The sequence below is a fragment of the Oscillibacter sp. KLE 1728 genome, assembly GCF_934833455.1.
Lineage (GTDB): Bacteria > Bacillota > Clostridia > Oscillospirales > Oscillospiraceae > Oscillibacter > Oscillibacter welbionis.
Window position 1 is genome coordinate 1 of sequence record NZ_CAKVVF010000014.1, and the last position, 20,639, is coordinate 20,639.

The 20,639-nt window shown below is 63.5% G+C and carries 18 protein-coding genes and 1 riboswitch; of the genes, 6 read left to right on the forward strand and 12 right to left on the reverse strand.

From position 1 onward, the window contains the following. The coding region (locus tag QVE23_RS02725; protein ID WP_287967537.1) for an LTA synthase family protein at nucleotides 1–1,148 on the reverse strand (1,148 nt) is incomplete at its 3' end. A gap of 230 nt (nucleotides 1,149–1,378) precedes the next feature. On the opposite strand from QVE23_RS02725, the gene QVE23_RS02730 reads away from it, so the two are divergent. Continuing rightward, on the forward strand, nucleotides 1,379–3,097 hold the full coding sequence (locus QVE23_RS02730) for a hypothetical protein (protein WP_287967538.1): 1,719 nt from the start codon (nucleotides 1,379–1,381) through the stop codon (nucleotides 3,095–3,097). Nucleotides 3,098–3,272: 175 nt separating this feature from the next. Here QVE23_RS02730 and nifJ read toward each other — a convergent pair whose 3' ends face one another. Next, on the reverse strand, nucleotides 3,273–6,899 hold the full coding sequence (gene nifJ, locus QVE23_RS02735) for a pyruvate:ferredoxin (flavodoxin) oxidoreductase (RefSeq protein ID WP_287967539.1): 3,627 nt from the start codon (nucleotides 6,897–6,899) through the stop codon (nucleotides 3,273–3,275). Between the two features lie 338 nt (nucleotides 6,900–7,237). On the opposite strand from nifJ, the gene QVE23_RS02740 reads away from it, so the two are divergent. Next, nucleotides 7,238–8,755, forward strand: a complete 1,518-nt coding sequence (locus tag QVE23_RS02740; protein ID WP_287227905.1) for a YifB family Mg chelatase-like AAA ATPase — start codon at nucleotides 7,238–7,240, stop codon at nucleotides 8,753–8,755. Nucleotides 8,756–8,903: 148 nt separating this feature from the next. Here the strand turns inward: QVE23_RS02740 and QVE23_RS02745 are convergent, their stop codons facing one another. From QVE23_RS02745 to QVE23_RS02755, 3 genes are all read right to left on the reverse strand, one after another. Then, nucleotides 8,904–9,146, reverse strand: a complete 243-nt coding sequence (locus QVE23_RS02745) for a hypothetical protein (protein ID WP_021750816.1) — start codon at nucleotides 9,144–9,146, stop codon at nucleotides 8,904–8,906. A 55-nt stretch (nucleotides 9,147–9,201) separates the two neighbouring features. Then, on the reverse strand, nucleotides 9,202–9,828 hold the full coding sequence (locus QVE23_RS02750; RefSeq protein ID WP_036631101.1) for a flavodoxin family protein: 627 nt from the start codon (nucleotides 9,826–9,828) through the stop codon (nucleotides 9,202–9,204). 135 nt (nucleotides 9,829–9,963) lie between these two features. Continuing rightward, the gene (locus QVE23_RS02755) at nucleotides 9,964–10,779 is read right to left on the reverse strand and encodes a PepSY domain-containing protein (RefSeq protein ID WP_021750818.1); all 816 of its coding nucleotides are present in this window, start codon (nucleotides 10,777–10,779) and stop codon (nucleotides 9,964–9,966) included. 219 nt (nucleotides 10,780–10,998) lie between these two features. Here QVE23_RS02755 and thiI point away from each other — a divergent pair, with 219 nt between their 5' ends. The 3 genes from thiI (at nucleotide 10,999) to QVE23_RS02770 (ending at nucleotide 14,470) form a co-directional block, all read left to right on the forward strand. Further along, on the forward strand, nucleotides 10,999–12,207 hold the full coding sequence (gene thiI, locus QVE23_RS02760) for a tRNA uracil 4-sulfurtransferase ThiI (RefSeq protein WP_036631114.1): 1,209 nt from the start codon (nucleotides 10,999–11,001) through the stop codon (nucleotides 12,205–12,207). Between the two features lie 67 nt (nucleotides 12,208–12,274). After that, nucleotides 12,275–13,531 (forward strand): competence/damage-inducible protein A, encoded by a 1,257-nt coding sequence (locus QVE23_RS02765; protein WP_119311825.1) that lies wholly within the window; start codon nucleotides 12,275–12,277, stop codon nucleotides 13,529–13,531. Nucleotides 13,532–14,146: 615 nt separating this feature from the next. Next, nucleotides 14,147–14,470: a hypothetical protein gene (locus QVE23_RS02770; RefSeq protein WP_155979369.1), complete on the forward strand. Its 324-nt coding sequence runs from the start codon at nucleotides 14,147–14,149 to the stop codon at nucleotides 14,468–14,470. A 71-nt stretch (nucleotides 14,471–14,541) separates the two neighbouring features. Here the strand turns inward: QVE23_RS02770 and QVE23_RS02775 are convergent, their stop codons facing one another. After that, nucleotides 14,542–15,306: a ZIP family metal transporter gene (locus QVE23_RS02775; RefSeq protein WP_021747590.1), complete on the reverse strand. Its 765-nt coding sequence runs from the start codon at nucleotides 15,304–15,306 to the stop codon at nucleotides 14,542–14,544. Nucleotides 15,307–15,416: 110 nt separating this feature from the next. Continuing rightward, nucleotides 15,417–15,515, forward strand: a riboswitch (purine riboswitch). 69 nt (nucleotides 15,516–15,584) lie between these two features. On the opposite strand from QVE23_RS02775, the gene QVE23_RS02780 reads away from it, so the two are divergent. Next, a complete protein-coding gene (locus QVE23_RS02780) occupies nucleotides 15,585–16,859 on the forward strand; it encodes an amidohydrolase family protein (RefSeq protein WP_287967540.1) in 1,275 nt (424 codons plus the stop codon). Between the two features lie 143 nt (nucleotides 16,860–17,002). Here QVE23_RS02780 and QVE23_RS02785 read toward each other — a convergent pair whose 3' ends face one another. The 6 genes from QVE23_RS02785 to QVE23_RS02810 form a co-directional block, all read right to left on the reverse strand. Continuing rightward, nucleotides 17,003–17,509, reverse strand: coding sequence for a hypothetical protein (locus tag QVE23_RS02785; protein ID WP_119311827.1), 507 nt, complete (start codon nucleotides 17,507–17,509; stop codon nucleotides 17,003–17,005). 163 nt (nucleotides 17,510–17,672) lie between these two features. Then, a complete protein-coding gene (locus QVE23_RS02790; protein WP_256264521.1) occupies nucleotides 17,673–18,146 on the reverse strand; it encodes a hypothetical protein in 474 nt (157 codons plus the stop codon). A 62-nt stretch (nucleotides 18,147–18,208) separates the two neighbouring features. After that, nucleotides 18,209–18,679, reverse strand: coding sequence for a COG2426 family protein (locus QVE23_RS02795; protein WP_287967541.1), 471 nt, complete (start codon nucleotides 18,677–18,679; stop codon nucleotides 18,209–18,211). A 70-nt stretch (nucleotides 18,680–18,749) separates the two neighbouring features. Beyond that, nucleotides 18,750–19,559 (reverse strand): hypothetical protein, encoded by an 810-nt coding sequence (locus QVE23_RS02800; protein ID WP_021747585.1) that lies wholly within the window; start codon nucleotides 19,557–19,559, stop codon nucleotides 18,750–18,752. Next, the gene (locus tag QVE23_RS02805; RefSeq protein ID WP_021747584.1) at nucleotides 19,553–20,248 is read right to left on the reverse strand and encodes an ABC transporter ATP-binding protein; all 696 of its coding nucleotides are present in this window, start codon (nucleotides 20,246–20,248) and stop codon (nucleotides 19,553–19,555) included. Before QVE23_RS02805 ends, QVE23_RS02800 begins: the two co-directional genes overlap by 7 nt. Further along, nucleotides 20,229–20,621: a GntR family transcriptional regulator gene (locus QVE23_RS02810; protein ID WP_025545026.1), complete on the reverse strand. Its 393-nt coding sequence runs from the start codon at nucleotides 20,619–20,621 to the stop codon at nucleotides 20,229–20,231. The genes QVE23_RS02805 and QVE23_RS02810 overlap by 20 nt, the downstream gene beginning before the upstream one ends. Nucleotides 20,622–20,639 lie beyond the last annotated feature (18 nt).

Consider the following 20,639-nt stretch of genomic DNA (forward strand, 5'->3'; position numbering starts at 1 on the left):
ATATACTCCAGGGCGGTAAAATCATCAAAGCCCAGATTGGGATAGACCTCGTTCCGGCTGTAAAAGGCCGCCCGGTGATTGTGGATGGCATGGGTCGCGTAGCCATTTTCCTTCAGGTCGTAGGCCACAGACTCCACGGTCTGATCCTTCAGGCAGGTCTGGAAGGGGTACTCCCCGGGTCCGAAGAACCGGCTGCTCATACCGGTAAGCACCTCGAACTCTGTATTGGCTGTGCCCGCGCCCACCACCGGCACCGTCAGATAGCCGGAGGAATACGCTTCCTTCAGCGCCGTCCAGTTGGGCACCGGATCCTCCGACAGCTCCAGGCCCTGGATCATGGATGGATCAATATAGGACTCCAGCTGGATGAAGATCACATTCACATCCGTCTGCGGATCGGCGGAGAGCGCCGCCGTCTTCTCCTCCACCGACCGGACAATATCCGCCACCGCCTTCTGGCTGTAATTGGCCGGGCGGCGGATCCCCCGGTTCAGCCAGGTCTGCAGGAAGCAGTAGGAAAAGCCGTAGTCCTCGTAGGCAAAGGCCAGGTTGGCAAACTGGTCTGACAGGTTGCCTGTGAAAAAGGCCAGGGCGCATCCGCCGCCCATCAGGGCGCCGGAGACCGCCATCGCTCCGATGCCGGTGAGAATCCGGGTCCGCAGCGGACAGCTGCTGCGGGGCCCCTTCCAGAACAGCAGCACCAGCCCTGCGGCCACCAGCACCAGCGCCGCGATCAGCAGAATGATGTAGCCGGTGGAGAGATAGTTGGGGACCGTGTCCAGCCCCGTTTCAAACACCGTCAGATCCGCCACGGTGAAGGGCGTCATGCGGTTGAGGAGGATGAACCCGTTCACGCCGCCGCAGATCAGCCACAAGAAGGACACCAATGCGCACCAGAACGCCCGCCGCCGCAGAAAAAAGGCGGGGCAGAGCGTCAGCAGTACAATCAGGAAATTCACCAGAAATGCCAGCGGTTCCTCCGTCATAAAGCGCCAAAAGCCGGCGGGCCCATCTGTGAAGCTCTTGTGATTGAACAGCTCCACCACGACGGTGACCGCTAAAGCCAGCAGCGGAAGATACAGGAACGCAGAGCGTTCCTGTCGATGCCGTTCGGCATCCGCGGCCGCCGGCGGCAATGTCTGTTGCATCGGAATGACCTTCTTTCTTTTCATAGATTTTTTATTATAGCGCCTTTCCCTCTGCAATTCCATGAATTTTTTGCGAACTTTTTTCTTTTTCTTCTCTAAAATTTCATCTGATTTTGAAGAAAGTCTCCCTGCTCCATCGTATTAGAAACTGCGGCGGAAACCTCTTGACAGGCGGCCCCGTTTGTATTATTGTACTATCGTAATAGTACATCGAGAGGAGCGGATTTCATTTGCAGCAGCGATCCAAGTTCATTCAAAGAACCAGCGCTCTGGCGCTGGCGGCGGTCCTGGCACTCGGCATGGGTGTTCAGGCGGCCGGACCGGGCGCATCCACAGTGGATGACCGGCGGGAGGACCTGACCATATTTTATGAGACGCTGAAAGACAGCCATCCGGATCTTTTTGCCAACACGCCGGAGGAGACCTTCCTGGCCCGCAAAGCAGAGCTTACAGAGCATCTGGACACCGCAAGCGACGTAGAATTTCTCTTCGGCCTGCAGAGTCTGGCCGCGCTTGTGGGCGACTCCCACACCAGCGTCCAGGTGGCGGACAGCGTGGTGGACCAGCTGAATGCCTATCCCATGGTGCTGTCCTGGCGGGACGGGCACTGGTACCTGACCACAGTTCCGGCTGAGGAACAGGATCTGCTGGGCGCGGAGGTCACCGCCATAGGCGGCCGCTCTATGGCAGAGGTGGTGAAGACCTTTGGCCGCGTGCTCAGTGCCGACAACCCGGTGAAGCTGCGGCGGCAGTACCGGCAGGTGTGCAATGTGGCGGATTACTACGCCTATCTGGGTCTGGCAAAGGCGGGTGAGCCTCTGGCCCTCACCCTGGCTGACGGCAAGACCGTCTCCATCGCTCCCATGCCCTACCTCTCCCTGGGAGAGGCGGAAATTGTCCAGCTAGGCGCTGAGGTGCCCCAGCCCGCCACTGCCCGCCAGAAGTGCAATTACTGCGCACTTCCGCTGAGCGGGCAGGTCTACTATATCCAGTACAACGTCTGCCAGGAGGACCCGGCGCTGCCCATGGAGGACTTTGCCGCCCAGGTGCAGGCGGACCTGGAGGCCGGAGGTTACAGCCGCGTTCTCGTGGACCTGCGGAACAACGGCGGCGGGTCAGACGGCGTAATCTGGCCTCTGCTGTCCGTCCTGCGGCAGGAGATGGATGATGGGACCGAGGTGGTGGGACTCATCGGAGAGGCCACCTTCTCCTCTGCCATCATCAATGCCGTAGAGCTGCAGGAAATGGGCATCCCGCTGGTGGGAGAGCCTGCCAGCGGCAGCGTGGACCACTTTGGCTCCGTCAGTGGCTTTTCTCTGCCCAACTCCGGCATCCAGATTGGTGTCTCCTCCAAATACATCGACCTGGGCACCCTGCTGGACGCCGACGCCGGACGGGGCGTGGAGTCTCTGGAGCCGGATATCGCCGTTCCCCAAACCATGGCGGATACCCTGGCGGGCAGAGACACCGCTGTGGAGTGGCTGCTGGCCCATCCGGAGACGCTGGAACAGCGGGAATACCCGGATGCGCCGCTCACCCGGGGGCGGTTCGTGGGGCAGCTGTATGCTGCGGCCGGGTCCCCTGCCGCAGCGGCGGAGGCCGGTTTCCAGGATCTGCTGGGCATCGAGTGGTTCCTGCCGGCGGTGAACTGGGCCGCGGAGACCGGCGTCACCGGCGGTACGGCGGAGGGCGCCTTTGCGGCCGCCCGGCACCTCACCTGGCAGGAAGCCGCCGTCTTTCTCGTCCGCACTGCGGAGGCCCTGGGGCTGGAGCCGGAGGCTGTCCGCACCGCGCCTCTGCCCGATGCGCTGGCGGAGGGTGCCTGGGACCAAACCGCTCTGGAACTGGCCTGGGAATGGGGCCTGCTTCCGGAAGACGCGGGCAGCGCCGCCGAAATCGCTCGGGTCCAGGGCGGGGCCATGGCGGATACCTTTGCGGCCCTGCTGTAACCCCACGAATCGTCTGACCAGAAACAGCCCCCGGACGCTGCGGCGTCCGGGGGCTGTCTCAACCTCTCTGACGGCGGTGTGCCGCTGTTCTCTGACGGGCTGTCTTCCAGGCGCACGTCCCGGCAGAGAAAAGGACCGCGGGATAACTCCCGCGGTCCTCTGATATGGTATATGCTTACTCGCTGTACATGGCCTTCAGCTTCAGCAGGTGCTGATAGCGATCCATGGCAGCTTTCTCGTTGCGCTGGAACAGCTCGCCGGCGCGGTCGGGGAACTCGCGGGTCAGACGGCTGTACCGGGCCTCGTTCATCAGGAACTCCTGATAGCCGCCAGTCGGCTCCTTGGAGTCCAGCGTGAACTTGGCACCCTCAGCGGCGGGGTTGAAGCGGAACAGGTTCCAGTAGCCGCACTCCACAGCCTTCTTCATTTCCTTCTGGCAGTTCATCATGCCGCCCTTGATGGAGTGCATCTCGCAGGGGGCGTAGCCGATAATCAGGGACGGGCCGGGATAGGCCTCGGCCTCCTGAATGGCCTTCAGGGTCTGGGCGGGGTTGGCACCCATGGCCACCTGAGCCACGTAGATATAGCCGTAACTCATGGCGATCTCCGCCAGGGACTTTTTCTTGATCTCCTTGCCGGCCGCGGCGAACTGCGCCACCTGGCCGATGTTGGACGCCTTGGAGGCCTGGCCGCCGGTATTGGAGTACACCTCGGTATCAAAGACGAAGACATTCACATCGTTGCCGGAGGCCAGGACGTGGTCCAGACCGCCGAAGCCGATGTCGTAGGCCCAGCCGTCGCCGCCGAAGATCCACATGGACTTCTTGGACAGGAACTCCTTGTCCGCCAGAATCTCAGCAGCCAGCTTGCAGGCGTCGCACTGGCACAGCGTCTCGCCCTTTGCCTTCAGCTCCTCGCCGAAGGCATGGATCTCCGCCTTGGGATTGGCCAGCAGCTCGTCCACAGTGCAGATGCTGCTCTCCAGGGCGGCGATGTATGCCTTGGTGGCCTCGCCGTTGGCGGCGCTGTCCTCCATGGTGTCCAGCCACTTCTGGCCGGCCTCCTTCAGAGCGGGCACTGCCCAATCCTTGGCAATCAGCTCCCGGGTCAGATCCGCCAGACGGCTGCGGGTGGCCTGCTGGCCCAGATACATGCCCAGGCCGTGCTCAGCGTTATCCTCGAACAGGGAGTTGGCCCAAGCGGGACCATGGCCTTCCTTGTTGGTGCAATAGGGAGAGGTGGCAGCCGGACCGCCCCAGATGGAGGAGCAGCCGGTGGCGTTGGAGATGTACATCCGGTCACCGAAGAGCTGGGTGACGAGACGGGCATAGCTGGTCTCGGCGCAGCCGGCGCAGGAGCCGGAGAACTCCAGCATGGGCTGACGGAACTGGCTGCCCTTGACGGTGTTGTCCTGCATGTCCTTCTTCTCGGACACCTGGGAGACGCAGTAGTTGAAGACCTCCTGCTGGGCGGCCTCCTGCTCCTGGTCCACCATGGTCAGGGCGTCCACCGGGCACTGGCCCACGCACACGGCGCAGCCCATGCAGTCCAGCGGGCTGATGGCCATGGTGTACTTGTACACGCCCTTGCCCTTGCCGGCCTTCACGTCCACGATCTTGGCGGCGGCGGGGGCATTCTTGGCCTCCTCCTCCGTCAGAGCGAAGGGACGGATGGTGGCGTGGGGGCAGACATAGGCGCAGTTGTTGCACTGGATGCACTTGGTGGAATCCCAAGTGGGAACGGACACGGCCACGCCGCGCTTCTCATAGGCGGCGGCGCCCAGCTCGAACTGGCCGTCCACATGCTTGACGAAGGCGGACACGGGCAGGCTGTCGCCGTCCATGCGGCCCACGGGGTCCAGAATCGTGCTGACCTGCTCCACCAGAGCGGCGGGGCCCTCGTGCTTGACGGGCTCGGCCTCGTCCACAGCGTTGGCCCAGTCGGCGGGCACATCGAACTTCTTGTAGGCGGTGGCGCCGGCGTCGATGGCCTTGTGGTTCATGTCCACGATGTCCTGGCCCTTCTTCAGGTAGGAGTGGGTGGCGGCGTCCTTCATGTAGCCCACAGCCTCGCTCTCAGGCATGACCTTAGCCAGAGAGAAGAAGGCGGACTGCAGGATGGTGTTGGTGCGCTTGCCCATGCCGATTTCCTTGGCCAGGTCGATGGCGTTGATGGTGTAGACCTGAATGTTGTTCTTGGCGATGTAGCGCTTGGAGGCGGCATCCAGATGGTGGCTCAGCTCCTCGTCGCTCCACTGGCAGTTGATCAGGAACACACCGCCGGGCTTCACGTCCCGGACAATGGGGAAGTGCTTGGTGATGTAGGCGGGCACGTGGCAGGCCACGAAGTCGGCCTTGTTGATGTAGTAGGAAGACTTGATGGGGGAGTCGCCGAAGCGCAGGTGGCTGATGGTGACGCCGCCGGTCTTCTTGGAGTCGTACTGGAAGTACGCCTGGACATACTTGTCGGTATGGTCGCCGATGATCTTGATGGAGTTCTTGTTGGCGCCCACGGTGCCGTCGCCGCCCAGGCCCCAGAACTTGCACTCAATCGTACCGGCGGGAGCCACGCTGGGAGCGGGCTTCTCCTCCAGGCTCAGGTGGGTCACATCGTCCACGATGCCGATGGTGAACTCGCGCTTCATGGAATCCTTCTTCAGCTCGTCATACACGGCGAAGACGGAGGCGGGCGGGGTGTCCTTGCTGCCCAGGCCGTAACGGCCGCCGATCACCTGGATGTCGGTCCGGCCGGCGTTGGCCAGAGCAGTGACCACGTCCATGTACAGGGGCTCGCCCTGGGAGCCGGGCTCCTTGGTGCGGTCCAGCACGGCGATCTTCTTGCAGGTGGCGGGGATGGCGGCGAGCAGCTTGTCCGCACGCCAGGGCCGGTACAGCCGGACCTTGATGAGGCCCACCTTCTCGCCGCCCGCATTCAGATAGTCGATGACCTCCTCAGCCACGTCGCAGATGGAGCCCATGGCGATGATGACGCGGTCTGCGTCGGCAGCGCCGTAGTAGTTGAACAGCTGATAGTCGGTACCCAGCTTCTCGTTGATCTTGCCCATGTACTTCTCCACCACGTCGGGCAGAGCGGTGTAGTAGCTGTTGCAGGCCTCACGATGCTGGAAGAAGATGTCGCCGTTCTCGTGAGAGCCGCGCATGTTGGGCCGCTCGGGATTCAGGGCGTGCTTGCGGAACGCCGCCACGGCGTCCATGTCGCACATCTCCTTCAGGTCATCGTAATCCCACACGGCGACCTTCTGGATCTCGTGAGAGGTCCGGAAACCGTCGAAGAAGTTCACGAAGGGAACGCGGCCCTCAATGGCGGCCAGATGGGCCACGGGCGCCAGGTCCATGACCTCCTGCACGTTGCCCTCGCACAGCATGGCGAAGCCGGTCTGGCGGCAGGCCATGACGTCGGAGTGGTCGCCGAAAATGTTCAGGGCGTGGGTGGACACGGTACGGGCGGACACATGGAACACGCAGGGCAGCAGCTCGCCGGCGATCTTGTACATATTGGGGATCATCAGCAGCAGGCCCTGGGATGCGGTGTAGGTGGTGGTCAGCGCACCGGCGGCCAGGGAGCCGTGGACCGTGCCGGAGGCACCCGCCTCGGACTGCATCTCGACGACCTTGACAGTGGTGCCGAAAATGTTCTTCTGACCAGCGGCGGACCACTGGTCGACCAAGTCTGCCATGGGAGAGGACGGGGTGATGGGATAGATCCCCGCCACTTCGGTAAACGCATAGCTGACATACGCAGCTGCGTTGTTACCGTCCATGGACTTGAACTTTCTTGCCATAAACTTACCTCCTATAAATGTGCTGCCCACACGACAGCATTCTGAACCAACATGAACACGGTCGCATTCCCCCGAATGCTCATGCAGTGTTATTATATCACTTGAAATTTGCCGTGTAAATAACTGCCTTGTTATTTTTTGCGCAAATTTTCTGGTTTCTGCGGAAACGTCAAGACTTCCTGGAATTTTCAGGCCAGTTTTGGAATCCGGGGTTTCTTATTTCGTCGTTTTGTGGTAAACTGACTTCCGTGAAAACGGCGGTTTTCGACAATTCGCAATCGGCTCTTCCGGCAGCGGGCGGCAGCCTGGAGCGGGAGGGCTTCTGGAGGTGGTCGTTTATGGTGGTGACGGTGCGCTCCCTGGGACTGAACGGCATTGCCGGGTATGCGGTCAGCGCGGAGTGCTTCCTCTCCGGCGGGCTGCCCGCCTTTGACATCGTGGGTCTGCCGGACGCCGCCGTGCGGGAGGCCCGGGAGCGAGTCCGGGCGGCGGTGAAGAACTGCGGGGCCAAGTTCCCCGTCAGCCGAATCACGGTGAATCTGGCCCCGGCCGGGCAGAAAAAGGCGGGCACAGTCTACGACCTGCCCATCTTTGTGGGGCTGCTGGCCGCAGGACGGGAGCTGCCGCCGCCGGCCCAGCAAGCGGCGTTTATCGGGGAGCTGTCCCTCACCGGGGCGCTGCGGGGCGTCACCGGCGTGCTGCCCATGGCCCTGGCAGCCCGGGACGCCGGTGTGAAGGAGCTGTATGTCCCGGCGGAGAACGCCGCTGAGGCCACGCTGGCAGGCGGCCTCACCGTCTACGGCGTACCGGATGTGGGGGCGCTGGTGCGCCACTTGCGGGGCGAGGAGCGCCTCTCCCCCGCCCCGGCCTGGGTGCCGGAGGCAGAGGAGGCCGCCGGGCCGGATCTGCGGGATGTGATGGGCCAGGAAAATGCCAGGCGGGCCCTGGAGATCGCCGCGGCAGGCGGCCACAACCTGCTGCTGATCGGCTCCCCCGGCGCAGGCAAGTCCATGCTGGCCAAGCGGCTGCCCTCCATCCTGCCGGATATGAGCCGGGAGGAGGCGCTGGAGGTCTCCGGCATCTGGTCCGTGGCGGGGCTGGCGGACCCGCAGCACCCCCTGCTGACCCGGCGCCCCTTCCGCAGCCCCCACCACACCGCATCCGCCGCCGCCCTCACTGGAGGCGGGCCGCTGCTGCGGCCGGGGGAGATCTCCCTGGCCCACAACGGCGTGCTGTTTCTGGACGAGCTGCCGGAGTTCCACCGGGACGTGCTGGAGGCCATGCGCCAGCCCCTGGAGGACGGCACGGTGACAGTGGCCCGCTCCGGCGGGACGCTGCACCTGCCCGCCCGGTTCCAGCTGGTGTGCGCCATGAACCCCTGTCGGTGCGGCTGGCGAGGGCACCCCTCCGGGCGGTGTACCTGCTCGGACCGGGAGGTGGCCAAGTATGTGGAGAAGATCTCCGGCCCCCTGCTGGACCGGATCGACCTCCACGTCAGTGTTCCCGCGGTGGAATACGCATCCATGCGGCGGAAAGAGACGCCGGAGAGCTCCGCCGATGTGAAGTGCCGGGTGGACGCGGCCCGGGCTGTCCAGACCGCCCGCTTTGCCGGCACCGGCGTCACCTGCAACGCCCACATGACCGCCCCCATGATCGGGCAGTTCTGCTGCCTGGACCACGCCGGCGATGCGCTGATGAAGTCCGCCTTCGAGCGGATGGGCCTCACCGCCCGGTCTCATGATCGGATCCTGCGGGTAGCCCGGACCATCGCGGACCTGGACGGTGCGGCGGACATCAGGCCGGAGCATCTGGCAGAGGCCATCCAGTTCCGGAATACCGATATTTTGAAGGGATAACCGGGTCCCCGCCGCAGCCCAGCGCAGCGGACTTTACGGGGGCAAGGCGGAAGCCATTCCGTTCCGGAACCGGACATTCCCAAAGGATCAGAAAACCAGGCGGCCCCGGAATGGGGCCGCCTGGTTCACTGTGGCGGAAATAACGTGGTCAGTGCCGGTTCCAGAGAAGCAGGGCCGCCAGCAGCGGCACTCCCAGAAGCACCGCTGCCAATATTATGGCGAAGATCCGGGCCCTTTTGCGGAACCCCTCCGGCGAGTAATCCATATCTCCCTTTTTCAGGCGGTGCAGCCAGAACGTGTTCAGGCCCCAGATCACCAGGCCGATCACCGGTACGATCACAAAAACCGAAAACCATCCGTCTCCGTTGGAACCATCATACAGCGGGCTCATTCTCCAGATTCCTCCTTCCGCCAATCGCCGGAGCCGCACAGGCGGACTCGCCTCTTTACCGGATGAAGTTCATCATGGGACGGGGCGTGCTCTCCGGCACAGGGACCCTGCTCTCCGCCAGCACCTTCACCATCCAGGCCATATCCCGGCCCAGGCGGGCGGCCACCTCCATGCCCTCCTCGTCTTTCAGGGCCTCGCCGGGGTCCGCGCCGTGTACGGCGCCCCAGTAGTCGGAGGTGACGATGACCATCTCCATGGCATCCATGGTGCCCAGCAGCTGCTGATACGTCTCCATGCCGCCGCTGCGGCGCAGGGTGCACAGGGCGCCCCCCACCTTGTGGTGGAGCTGATTCACCCCGCAGCCCGCCGCCAGCATCAGCCGGTCCAGCACGCACTTCATATTGCCGGAAATACCGCCGTGATACACCGGAGCTGCCAGCAGGATGCCGTCCGCCTCGATGCAGGCGGCGATGATGTCGTTGACCATATCGTCGGTCTGGACACACCGGAGGCTGCCGGTGTTCAGGCAGTGGTAGCAGGCCATGCAGGGATGGACCTTCGCCCCGGGCTGGAACACCTGGAACTCCACCCCGGCGGCCTCCACCTCCCGCCGGACCACCTCCAGCACCTGGGCGGTGTTGCCGTTCTTTCTGGGACTGCCGTTGATGGCCACGATCTTCATAAACTTCCCCTCCATAATTTGGTTTCCCCTTGTTGTCCCTCCATTATAGCAGAGGGCTGGACGGCGGGCAAGAGCTCCTTTTCCCCCATAAAAAGAGACGCCCTGACGGGCGTCTCTTTGGGACTCTGGGGAAGATCACCAGCGGTCGTTGTCGATGTCCCGGCTGAAGATGGTGCCGGTGACGGCGTCGATCTCAAATTCGTACTCGGTCCAGCCGTTGCGGATCTCGACTTCATACTGCGCCCGGCCGTCATCCCAGTCAAACTGGCACTTCACCACCGTGGAGCCGCTGGGCGTCTCCGCCAGGGCGATCTGCTGGGCCCGCTCTGCGGTGATATAGTCACCGCTGGAAGAGTTGCTGCCGTTCCCGGAGGGGCGGCTGGTGCCGTTGTTCCAGATCTGGAAATTCTCCAGCTCCCGATCGGAGCTGAGGATGGCGCCGGTGACGGCGTCGATGTCGTAGTCATATTCGGTGGTGCCGCTGTAAAACTCCACCTCATACTTCATCCGGCCGTCATCCCAGTCCAGGTTGGCCCGCAGGAACACGGCGTTGGCCTCTTTGACACCGGCGTCATTCAGGGCGATCTGCTTGGCCCGGTCGGCACTGATATAATTGCCGGAGGCGGAAGAGGCGCCCTGCTGGCTGGCGGTCCGGTCCGCGGTGGTCAGCTGGACCGTGCGGGTGGCCGAGTTGAAGGACACGTCCATACCCATGGCCTCGCTGATGGCCCGGACGGGGACATAGGTGGTGCCGTTGTAGAGGAACACGGGGACCTGCTTTCCGGCGGCATCCCGCGGGGTGAATCTGGCGCCGTTGAGGGTGATGCCGATGCCGTCCTCCACCTGGATGCTGCGCTTGGAGGTGGCGGTGGCCGTGACGCACAGTGCTGCGATCAGGACCGTCAGGACCAAACCGGAGCCGAAGCCCTTCCAGAAACCGTTCTGCTTCATTGTTCATTCTCCTTTTCATGTTCTGCATTCGGCGGGTCTCTCCCGCCCCTTCTGCACCATTAACGGCGCCAGAAGAGGTTTTATTGCACCGTGCGGAAAATTTTTTTATTTTTTTCGCGCCGCTGGTCCTTCCCTACAAAACAGGCTTTCTATTCCCGGAAAAATGCGCTATAATAGGGGCCGATATTCCAAACTGTTCTGATATGGAGGTCCGTTATGATGAATGCTTCCCCTGCCCCGCAGGAGATCTTTTTGCTGAAACTGGGCGAGGTGGTCCTGAAGGGACAGAATCGCCAGTCCTTTGAGGACAAGCTGCTGGCCAACGTCCGCCGCCGGGTGAAAAACTGCGGCAGCTTCCAGTGCTCCCTCCGGCAGAGCACCATCTACGTGGAGCCCCAGGGAGAGGACTGCGATATGGAGGCCGCCTGGGACGCCTGCCGCCAGGTGTTCGGCATTGCCGCCGTGGCCCGGGCCGTGCCCTGTGAAAAGACAGTGGACGCCATTGTGGAGGCCGCCCGGACCTATCTGGCGGACGCCTTTGCCGTTGCGAAGAGCTTCAAGGTGGAGAGCAAGCGGGCAGACAAGATGTTTCCCATGAACTCCATCCAGCTGAGCCAAGCTGTGGGCGGCGATCTGGCGGAGCTGTTCCCCCATGTGGCGGTGGATGTCCACACTCCCGATCTGACGGTATTTGTGGAGATCCGGGAGAAGTACGCCTACGTTCATACTCCCTCTGTTCCCGGCGCGGGCGGCCTGCCCATCGGCATGGGCGGCCGGGCGGTGAGCCTGCTCTCCGGCGGCATCGACTCCCCGGTGTCCTCCTGGATGATGGCCCGCCGGGGCGTGGAGCTGGAGATGGTCCACTTTGTCTCCCCGCCCTACACCTCCCAGCAGGCCCAGGACAAGGTACTGGAGCTGGCCCGGCTGCTGACTGCCTGGACCGGGCGGCTGCTGGTCCACATCGTCCCCTTCACGGAGATCCAGGAGGAGATCCGGCGGAACTGCCCGGAGGAGTACTTCACCCTCATCATGCGCCGGTTCATGATGCGCATCGCCGAGGCCATCGCCAGGAAGGCCAACGCCGGCGCCCTGGTCACCGGCGAGTCCCTGGGCCAAGTGGCCAGCCAGACCATGCTGGCCCTGGGGGTCACCGAGGATGTGACCTCCCTGCCGGTGCTGCGGCCCCTGATCGGCATGGACAAGGTGGAGATCATCCGCATGTCCCGGGAGATCGGGGTGTTCGACACCTCCATCCTCCCCTATGAGGACTGCTGCACGGTGTTCACGCCCCGCCACCCCGCCACCCGGCCCCGGCTGGAAGATGTGCGGCAGGCGGAGGCCGCCCTGGACGTGGAGTCCCTGGTGCAGAAGGCCCTGGCGGACGAGACCTGGGTGCGGGTGAAGTCCACGGATCCGGCCCGGATCTGACCCAATCTGTTCCCGGCCCCGCCGCCTGTCGCCGGCGGGGCCGCTGTTTCAAAAAGGAGGTCTTTCCATGTCACACACCGCGGAGATCATCGCCGTCGGCACAGAGATCCTGCTGGGTAACATCGCCAACACCGACGCCCAGATGCTCTCTCAGAGCCTGTCCACCCTGGGCGTCAACGTCTTCTGGCACACGGTAGTGGGGGACAACCCTCAGCGCCTGCGGGAGGCTCTGGACATTGCCCGGCACCGGGCCGACATCATTCTCACCACAGGCGGCCTGGGTCCTACCTACGACGATCTGACCAAACAGACCATCTGTGCGGCCTTCGGCCAGAAGCTGGTGCTGCACGAAGATATTCTGGAGGACATCCGGGCCTTTTATCAGTCCGCCCTCCATGTGCCCATGCCGGAAAACAACACCCAGCAGGCGGAGCTGCCGGAGGGCTGCACCGTGTTCGACAATCCGGTGGGCACCGCTCCCGGCTGCGCCTTTGAAGCGGACGGCGTCCATGTGCTGATGCTGCCGGGGCCGCCCCACGAGTGCGAGACCATGCTCCGCCGGTGCGTGGAGCCGTACCTCCGCGCCCTCTCCAAAGAGGTCATCGTCTCCCACGATATCATGACCTTCGGCATGGGCGAGAGCTCTGTGGACCAGCTGCTCCATGACCGGATGGTCCGCATGGTGAACCCCACCCTGGCCACTTATGCCAAGCCCTGCGAGGTGCGGCTGCGGGCCACCGCCAAGGCCGCCGGCGCAGAGGAGGCGGAGGCCATGCTGGCCCCGGTGGTGGCAGAGGTCCGCGCGGCTTTGGGAGACTATGTGTACGGCGTGGATGTGAAGGGCCTGGAAGCGGTGTGCTTCCAGCTGCTGAAGGAGCGGAATCTCACCCTGTCCACTGCGGAGAGCTGCACCGGCGGCCGGGTGGCGGAGCGGATCACTGCCCTGCCCGGCGTCTCCAGCGTGTACCGGGGCGGCGTGGTCAGCTACTGGACCTCTGTCAAGGCGGCGGTGCTGGGCGTGCCCCAGGAAACGCTGGACCAGTACGGCGCCGTGTCGGAGGAGACAGCCCGGGCCATGGCGGAGGGCGCCCGGCAGATCACCGGGGCAGACATCGCCGTGTCCGTCACCGGCGTGGCGGGCCCGGACCGGGATGAGCGGGACAACCCGGTGGGGCTGGTGTACATTGGCCTGGCCACGCCGGAGGGCACCTTCTGCCGGCGGACGGACTCCGGCCGCCGCCGGCGGGACCGCATCCAGGAGCTGGCCGCCAACCACGCTCTGGACGTGGTCCGGCGGTATCTCACCGGCCTGCCCATCGGATAAGCGCGCACCCAAGGGGGCCTGTGGGGCATATACTGGCCTAGCCCTTCAGAGAGGAGGCTTCTGTATATGCATTATTCTCAGGGGGATTTCTGTTATCCCCCGTGTTGTATCATTCCCACTGTTACGGTGGGCAGCACTGTCACGACACCCCCCGGCACCCGGGCCCGGGTAACCGCCTCGCCCACGCCCTGCGGTGTGGAGCTGGACTTTGCCATTCCAAGGGGTAATCCGGGCCCGGCTGGACCCCGGGGGCCAATCGGCTGCCAGGGTCCGGAAGGGCCTCAGGGACCGGAAGGGCCTCAGGGGACGGAAGGACCCCAGGGGCCGGAAGGACCTCAGGGGCCGGAGGGACCTCAGGGGCCGCAAGGGCCTCAGGGGCCGGAAGGACCTCAGGGGCCGGAGGGACCTCAGGGGCCGCAAGGGCCTCAGGGGCCGGAAGGACCTCAGGGCCCACAAGGATTCCAGGGCCCACAAGGACTCCAGGGTCCCCAAGGACTTCAGGGTCCCCAAGGACCTCAGGGTCCGTCGGGTATTCCGGCCTATGCGTCTTTTGTCACCTACCAGCAGGAGTTTTTCAACGGCAGCTCAATCTCTTTGAGTGCGGCAGCAACGGATGTGACCGGCCACATTGTGCAGGAATCTACCACTCAGCTCCTCCTGCAACCGGGAGTATATCTCATTGCCTACCACTTTGCCGCCAACCTTCTGACCGCCGGATATCTTCAAATCACACCGGGCTACGGAGGACGCGGTCATCTGGAGTACGGCGTCTACAATCGGACCGGTATCGACAATACCAGTGTATCCGGCTCTGCCTCTTTCATCATCTCCGTGGAGGAGGCTACCCGTTTTTCCCTGAACAGCAACAGCAGCGTTACCGTTCGGGACGGCGAAGCCACTCTGGTGATTCTGGCTCTGCAGCCCAGCAGAGAGGCCTGAGCTGCGCAAGACCGGGAGACCGCCTGCAGGCGGCCTCCCGGCCCTTTTCTGCCGGAGTCCAGAGGGCGGTCTCAGCCGCCCAGTGCCACGTCCAGCACCATCATCACCAGGAATCCCATCACAAAACCGCAGGTCCCCGCCCGGCTGTGGGCCTGGGGAATCAACTCCTCCACCACCACGTACAGCATCGCTCCGGCAGCAAAACTCAGCAACCAGGGCATCAGCGGGTCCACACCGGCCGCGGCCAGTGCCGCCAGCACGCCGAACACCGGCTCCACGGCGCCGGAGAGCATTCCCCCCACAAAGGCCCTGGGACGGGACCAGCCGCCCTGCCGCAGGGGCAGAGCCACGGCGGCTCCCTCCGGAAAATTCTGGATGCCGATGCCCATGGCCAGGGCCGCCGCCCCGGCAAAGCCCTCCCCTCCGGACACCAGGGCGAAGGCCAGCCCCACCGCCATCCCCTCCGGGACGTTATGTAGGGTGATGGCTGTCATCAGCAGAGTGGTCTGCCGCCAAGAGGCATCCTGCCAGGTCCGGTCCCGCCGCAGATGGGGCAGCAGGGCATCCAGAGCGGACAGGAAGACCACGCCCAACAGCATTCCGCCCGCGGCGGGCAGCCAGTCCGGCAGCGCCCCCTCTGCGGCCCGGTCGATGGCCGGCAGCAGCAGGCTCCACACGGAGGCCGCCGTCATGACTCCAGCAGCAAAGCCCAGCAGGGTCTTTTGAAAGTGGGGCCGGGGTTCCCCGGCGAAAAAAAACACCATGGCCGCGCCCAGAGCGGTCATCAAAAATGTGAAGCCCGTACCCAGGGCCGCCCAGCCAAGAGACTGCAGCATAGCACCAACGCCTTTTCTCTGATTCAGGCGGAACACCGCCCGTATGCCAGTATAAGCGGCAGGACTTCCCGGCGTGACAGGGCTTGCATCCGGGGACGATGTGTGATATGGTATAGGCAGCAGGAAAAGCTCATATAAGTTCGCTGTCATGGCGCGAACGTCTCTACGGAGCCGCCGAAGGCTCTTCTATGAGTGTCTGTTGGAAGGGGCCATCCCCTGCCGGCAGGCGCTTCTTTTCTGTCTGAAAAATCCGGAACGGAAACAAAAGGAGATTTGCCATGTCACTGACGATCATCAAGGGAACTATTCTGTCCGCTCCCACCCCGGGACAGCTGGATGCCCTGCCGGGCGGATATCTGGTGGCCGAGGACGGCCTCATCCGGGGTGTGTACGGGTCTTTGCCCGAGCAGTACGCCGGTGCCCCGGTGGAGGACTGGGGAGACGCGCTGATCCTCCAGTCCTTTGCGGATCTGCACCTCCATGCGCCTCAGTACCCCATGCTGGGGATGGGCATGGACCTGCCCCTGCTGGACTGGCTGAACGCATACGCCTTTCCCACAGAGGCCCGGTTCGCGGACACAGGCTACGCCCGGGAGATTTACAGCCGCCTGGCCCGGGAGCTTATTGCAAACGGCACCACGCGGGTGTGCATGTTCTCCTCTCTCCACACGGACGCCACGCTGATCCTGATGGAGGAACTGGAGAAGGCCGGCGTCACCGGCTACGTGGGCAAGGTGAACATGGACCGGAACGCTGCCCCCGGCCTGTTGGAGGAGACCACAGAGGAGTCCAGGCGTGAGACGCTCCGCTGGCTGGATGCCTGTCAGGACTTCCGCCTGGTGAAGCCCATGCTGACGCCCCGGTTCACCCCCTCCTGCACTGACGAGCTGATGGCGTTTCTGGGCAAACTGGCGGCGGAGCGGGATCTCCCCGTCCAGTCCCACCTGTCGGAGAACCAGGCAGAGATGGCCTGGGTGCGCCAGCTCCACCCGGGCTGCCAGCAGTACTGGGAGACCTATGCCAAATACGGCCTGTGGACCAGCCGCACCGTCATGGCCCACTGCGTCTGGTCCGATGCGCGGGAGCGGCAGGCCATGCGGGACGCCGGCGTGACAGCGGTCCATTGCGCCGACTCCAACCAGAACATCTGCTCCGGCGTGGCGCCGGTGCGGGCCATGCTGAATGAGGGCGTGAAGGTGGCCCTGGGCAGCGACATTGCCGGCGGGGACCACCTGCACATGTTCGATGTGGTGGCCGCCTCCATCCGGGCCTCCAAGGCCCGGCGGGTGCTGGACAACTGGGAGACGGATTTCCTCACGGTGCCGGAGGGCTGGTACCTGGCCACCTCCGCCGGTGCGGCATACTTCGCCGAGCAGCCGGGCTTTGCCCCAGGCAATCATCTCCACGCCCTGGTCCTGGCGGACGATGATCTTCCCCAGCCCCATCCCATGACGCCCCAGGAGCGGCTGGAGCGGGCGGTGTATCTGCGTCAGGGCGGCGCCATCCGGGCGGTCTGGAGCGAGGGACGGAAGGTATTCTCCGCAGAGGGTTGATCAAAGAGCGGGATGCTGTGTGTCCCGCTCTTTTTTGTTCCCGTCTGGGAGGCCCCCCTGGGGAGTGGTATGGGCCGGCACACCCCTAAAAGCAAACGTGCGGCGCACCCTGAAACGGATGCGCCGCATCTATTTTGTATTGCTCACGCCCCGGCAAACTGCGCCGGGTCCCGCAGGGCGTCCGCCGTTTCCCGGGGCACTTCAGCGGTAAACGTCAGCAGACCGCCCAGTCCTTCCACGCCTACAAAGCTCCCAACGCCCTCCAGGGTATCGGACAGGACCTCCGTGGTGACGGCGTTGCTGCCCTGCCGCACCTGGGTCCGGAAGACCTCCAGGTATTCCCGCTCCGCATCCGGGTCCTCCCCAGCGTGGAGGGTAGTCTCCTGCCAGTAGACATAAGTGTAGAGAGGGTCTCCCTCCGCATTCCCGTGGTCGGCGTTCTCGCCGCCGGCCTTGTTGATGAGGGCGTCGATCTCCGCCACGGCCCCGCTGTCTGTGACGGTGTACAGCTCTTTACCGGCGGCGTCCAGAATCTGGTAGTAGTGGTCCTTCACTGCCTCTTCAGCGGTGTCGGCCGCAGCTTGTTCCCCGCCGCAGGCGGTCAGCAGCAGAGTCAGGGAAAGGATACAGGGGATTATATGTCTTTTCATGGCTGCCTCCTGTGTTTTTCAGTGGGTGGGGTTCGTTGAGGGCTCTCCCCGCTGCCGTTCCCCCGGCGGTCACGGGGCATCTGGGCTGCGGGTCGATGAGGGCATCGGCCCCTGCGGATGGGTTGGATCTCCTTCTGCCCTCGTTCGCCCACCGGGATGTCAGTCAGGTATCCATTTCGCAGAAATACAGCGTGTCGCTGTCCGCGTCATACACGGCCAAGGTGACATTCAGCGAAGCCCGCTCCAGAAGGTTTTGTCCATCCCCGGCGTCACTGTGGCGGTCAATCAGGCGGTAGAAGCCATTGGCGATCCCCGGCAGCAGGGGATCCCCGCTGTCATCGGTGAGATAAGGGCCCGCGCTGAAAACTTCGCCGCCGTCCTCTCGGGTGACGCCATAGGCCAGTGCCTGGGCCGTCTCGTCCAGGGGAAGCGGTGTCCAGGCGGCGTTCGCCGCAATGGCGTCGGCTACCTGGCTGTCAGGAAACTGCAGGGCAACGCAGGAAATGCCGTCGCCGTGGAAGCCGCCGTGGGTGTCAGAAGAGGAGATCTCCTCTCCGGCGGACACATCGATGTGCAGCGCTCGGGAGATCTCCTCTGCCGGGTCCTCACTGCCGCAGGCGGTCAGGGTAAACAGCATCAAGGAAATCATGCCACATGCAAAAAGGAATTTCCTCATAGATAACGAACCCCTTATAAGATTCAAAACAGCTGCACCACGCCGTAGGTCAGCGTGGTGACGATGGCCCCGGCAATCACCACGCCCAGGAAGATGGCGGGCAGCGCGTGGCGCATCCGGATGTCCAGCAGGGCCGCCACCAGAGCCCCCGTCCAGGCCCCGGTCCCCGGCAGGGGGATGGCTACCAGAATGATGAGTCCCGGCAGGCGGTACTTCCGCACCATCCGGCCCTTCAGGTGAGCCCGGCGCTCCAGCCAGTCGATCCTGGGGCCGAAAAGGCAGGTGCCCCGGAGCCAGTCGAAGATCCGGCGGATCAGCAGCAGGATAAAGGGCACCGGCACCATATTGCCCAGGATGGACACCAGGCAGGCCGCGGCCGGGGAGAGTCCCGCCGCCACTCCCACAGGAATGGCGCCCCGGAGCTCCAGCACCGGCACCATAGCGGTGCCGAAGGTCAGCAGGATCGCTTGCATCAGGTTTTCCTCTACGGGCATGGCGGCCTCCCTTAAGATTTCCGGGGCCGTGGGATCACTCCCACGGCCCGCCGGAAGCGTATGGTCCAGTTTACTCCAGATTCAAGCGCTTTTTCAAGGTAATTGTGGTTACAATATAGAAAATCGCGCCGTAGAGCACTGTCAGCAGGAGCAGAGCCACCATCGTGAAGTGGACCGCCGCCACGCCGGTGAGCTGGAAATCCAGCGTCAGCAGGAACTGGTGCAGCGGCCCCTCGTCCAGCAGGACCAGAACAATGGCCCCCGCCATCTGCACCACAAACTGGAACGCAAAGAAGAACGCCACGGACAGGGCCATCTTATGGTTGGCAAAGCTGTGGCCCGCCGCCAGAGCGGCATAGAACTGCAGGGAGAAACTCATGCAGGCTGCCAGCATCAGCGCCAGAAGCTCCAGCGCGAAAACGGTGCCGTTGACGGCGTAGTAGGCGGTCATCTGCTGGAACAGCTTGGGGAAAACACTCGCCAAATCCGTCAAGAAGCTCACGTTGAAGGCCGCCACAAAAACAGACAGGAACACCACCACGCCGGTGGCGATGAACCACACGGCGGAGACGATCAGCTTGCTCCACACATGCTGGTGAACCGAGGCGGGCAGAGTGAACATGATGTAGCCCTCGTCCCCCAGCAGATTTTTGTAGAACCGCTGGAGCATCAGAATGAACGCCACAATGAACACGGCGGTAATGGCCACCACATAGGCCATGACCACCAAAGCGGCCAGCATATTCAGCACAAAGTTGCCTGAGTCCATCAGCCTGGCGGAGAAATTGAAGCCCAGGGCCACCGCCAGCAGAACCAGGTACAAAGGCCCCATGATGCGGGCCGTGGCACGGAATTCGTGCTTCAAGAGTTTCGTCAGCATTTGAACACCTCCCGGAACAGGGCGTCCACGCTCATGCCCTTCTCCTCCCGGATCTCATCCACAGAGGACTGGAGCACCACCTGGCCCTGATTGATGAAAATGACCTCGTCCAGAACCTTTTCCACATCGGCGATCAGGTGGGTGGAGATAATCACTGCCGCCTCGGGATTGTAATTGCCGATGATGGTGGAGAGGATGTAGTCCCGGGTGGCGGGGTCCACGCCGCCGATGGGCTCATCCAGCAGATACAGCTTTGCCGCCCGGCTCATCACCATGATGAGCTGCACCTTCTCCCGGGTTCCCTTAGACATCTGCTTGATCCGCTGGGTCAGGCGGATGTTCAGATGGGTGAGCATCTCCTCCGCCGCCTTCCGATTGAAGTCCCGGTAGAAGTCGCCATAGAAATCCAGCAGCTGCTTCACGGACATCCAAGTGGGGATGCAGGTCCGCTCCGGCAGGTAGCTGACGCTGGCGTGGCTCTCCTTTCCAGGGGCCATATCGCATACCAGCACCTCTCCCTCGCTGGGGGTCAGCAGGCCGTTGGCCAGCTTGATGAGGGTGGTCTTGCCGCTGCCGTTGGGGCCCAGCAATCCCACGATCCGGCCCGGTTCCACCGCCAGGCTCACATGGTTCAGCGCCGGCGCGTTGCCGTAGTGCTTGCTCAGATCTTTACATTCCAGAACTGCCATTGTCTTCTCCTCCCTTGGTCTCCTCCTGCCGCAGCAGCGTCAGGATCTCCTCCCGGCCATAGCCCAGGTGGGTCATGGCCTCCAGGAACGCCTGAATGTGGCGCTCCGCCAAACTTCTCTTTGCAGATGCAATCATGGCCTGATCCTCCGTCACAAATCTACCCGTGGTTCGCTGGCTGTATACCAGTCCGTCCCGCTCCAGCTCCGTCAGGGCCCGCTGCATGGTGTTGGGATTCACCCCGGCCTCCGTAGCCAGGTCCCGCACGGAAGGCAGCCGCTCCCCCGGCGGGAACGCGCCGGAGACAATGCCCACCTTGATCTGCGCGATCAGCTGGGAATAGATCGGCGCGTCATTGGAAAACTGCCACTTCACAGAAGCACCTCCCATTTG

Bases quoted from the DNA above. Each gene is read 5' to 3' on its own strand.
- QVE23_RS02785 (WP_119311827.1), bottom strand. From the start codon at position 17,509: ATGAAAAGACATATAATCCCCTGTATCCTTTCCCTGACTCTGCTGCTG.
- QVE23_RS02775 (WP_021747590.1), bottom strand. From the start codon at position 15,306: ATGCTGCAGTCTCTTGGCTGGGCGGCCCTGGGTACGGGCTTCACATTT.
- QVE23_RS02765 (WP_119311825.1), top strand. From the start codon at position 12,275: ATGTCACACACCGCGGAGATCATCGCCGTCGGCACAGAGATCCTGCTG.
- QVE23_RS02790 (WP_256264521.1), bottom strand. From the start codon at position 18,146: ATGCTGTTTACCCTGACCGCCTGCGGCAGTGAGGACCCGGCAGAGGAG.
- QVE23_RS02780 (WP_287967540.1), top strand. From the start codon at position 15,585: ATGTCACTGACGATCATCAAGGGAACTATTCTGTCCGCTCCCACCCCG.
- QVE23_RS02745 (WP_021750816.1), bottom strand. From the start codon at position 9,146: ATGAGCCCGCTGTATGATGGTTCCAACGGAGACGGATGGTTTTCGGTT.
- thiI (WP_036631114.1), top strand. From the start codon at position 10,999: ATGAATGCTTCCCCTGCCCCGCAGGAGATCTTTTTGCTGAAACTGGGC.
- QVE23_RS02800 (WP_021747585.1), bottom strand. From the start codon at position 19,559: ATGCTGACGAAACTCTTGAAGCACGAATTCCGTGCCACGGCCCGCATC.
- QVE23_RS02805 (WP_021747584.1), bottom strand. From the start codon at position 20,248: ATGGCAGTTCTGGAATGTAAAGATCTGAGCAAGCACTACGGCAACGCG.
- QVE23_RS02740 (WP_287227905.1), top strand. From the start codon at position 7,238: ATGGTGGTGACGGTGCGCTCCCTGGGACTGAACGGCATTGCCGGGTAT.
- QVE23_RS02750 (WP_036631101.1), bottom strand. From the start codon at position 9,828: ATGAAGATCGTGGCCATCAACGGCAGTCCCAGAAAGAACGGCAACACC.
- QVE23_RS02755 (WP_021750818.1), bottom strand. From the start codon at position 10,779: ATGAAGCAGAACGGTTTCTGGAAGGGCTTCGGCTCCGGTTTGGTCCTG.
- nifJ (WP_287967539.1), bottom strand. From the start codon at position 6,899: ATGGCAAGAAAGTTCAAGTCCATGGACGGTAACAACGCAGCTGCGTAT.
- QVE23_RS02795 (WP_287967541.1), bottom strand. From the start codon at position 18,679: ATGCCCGTAGAGGAAAACCTGATGCAAGCGATCCTGCTGACCTTCGGC.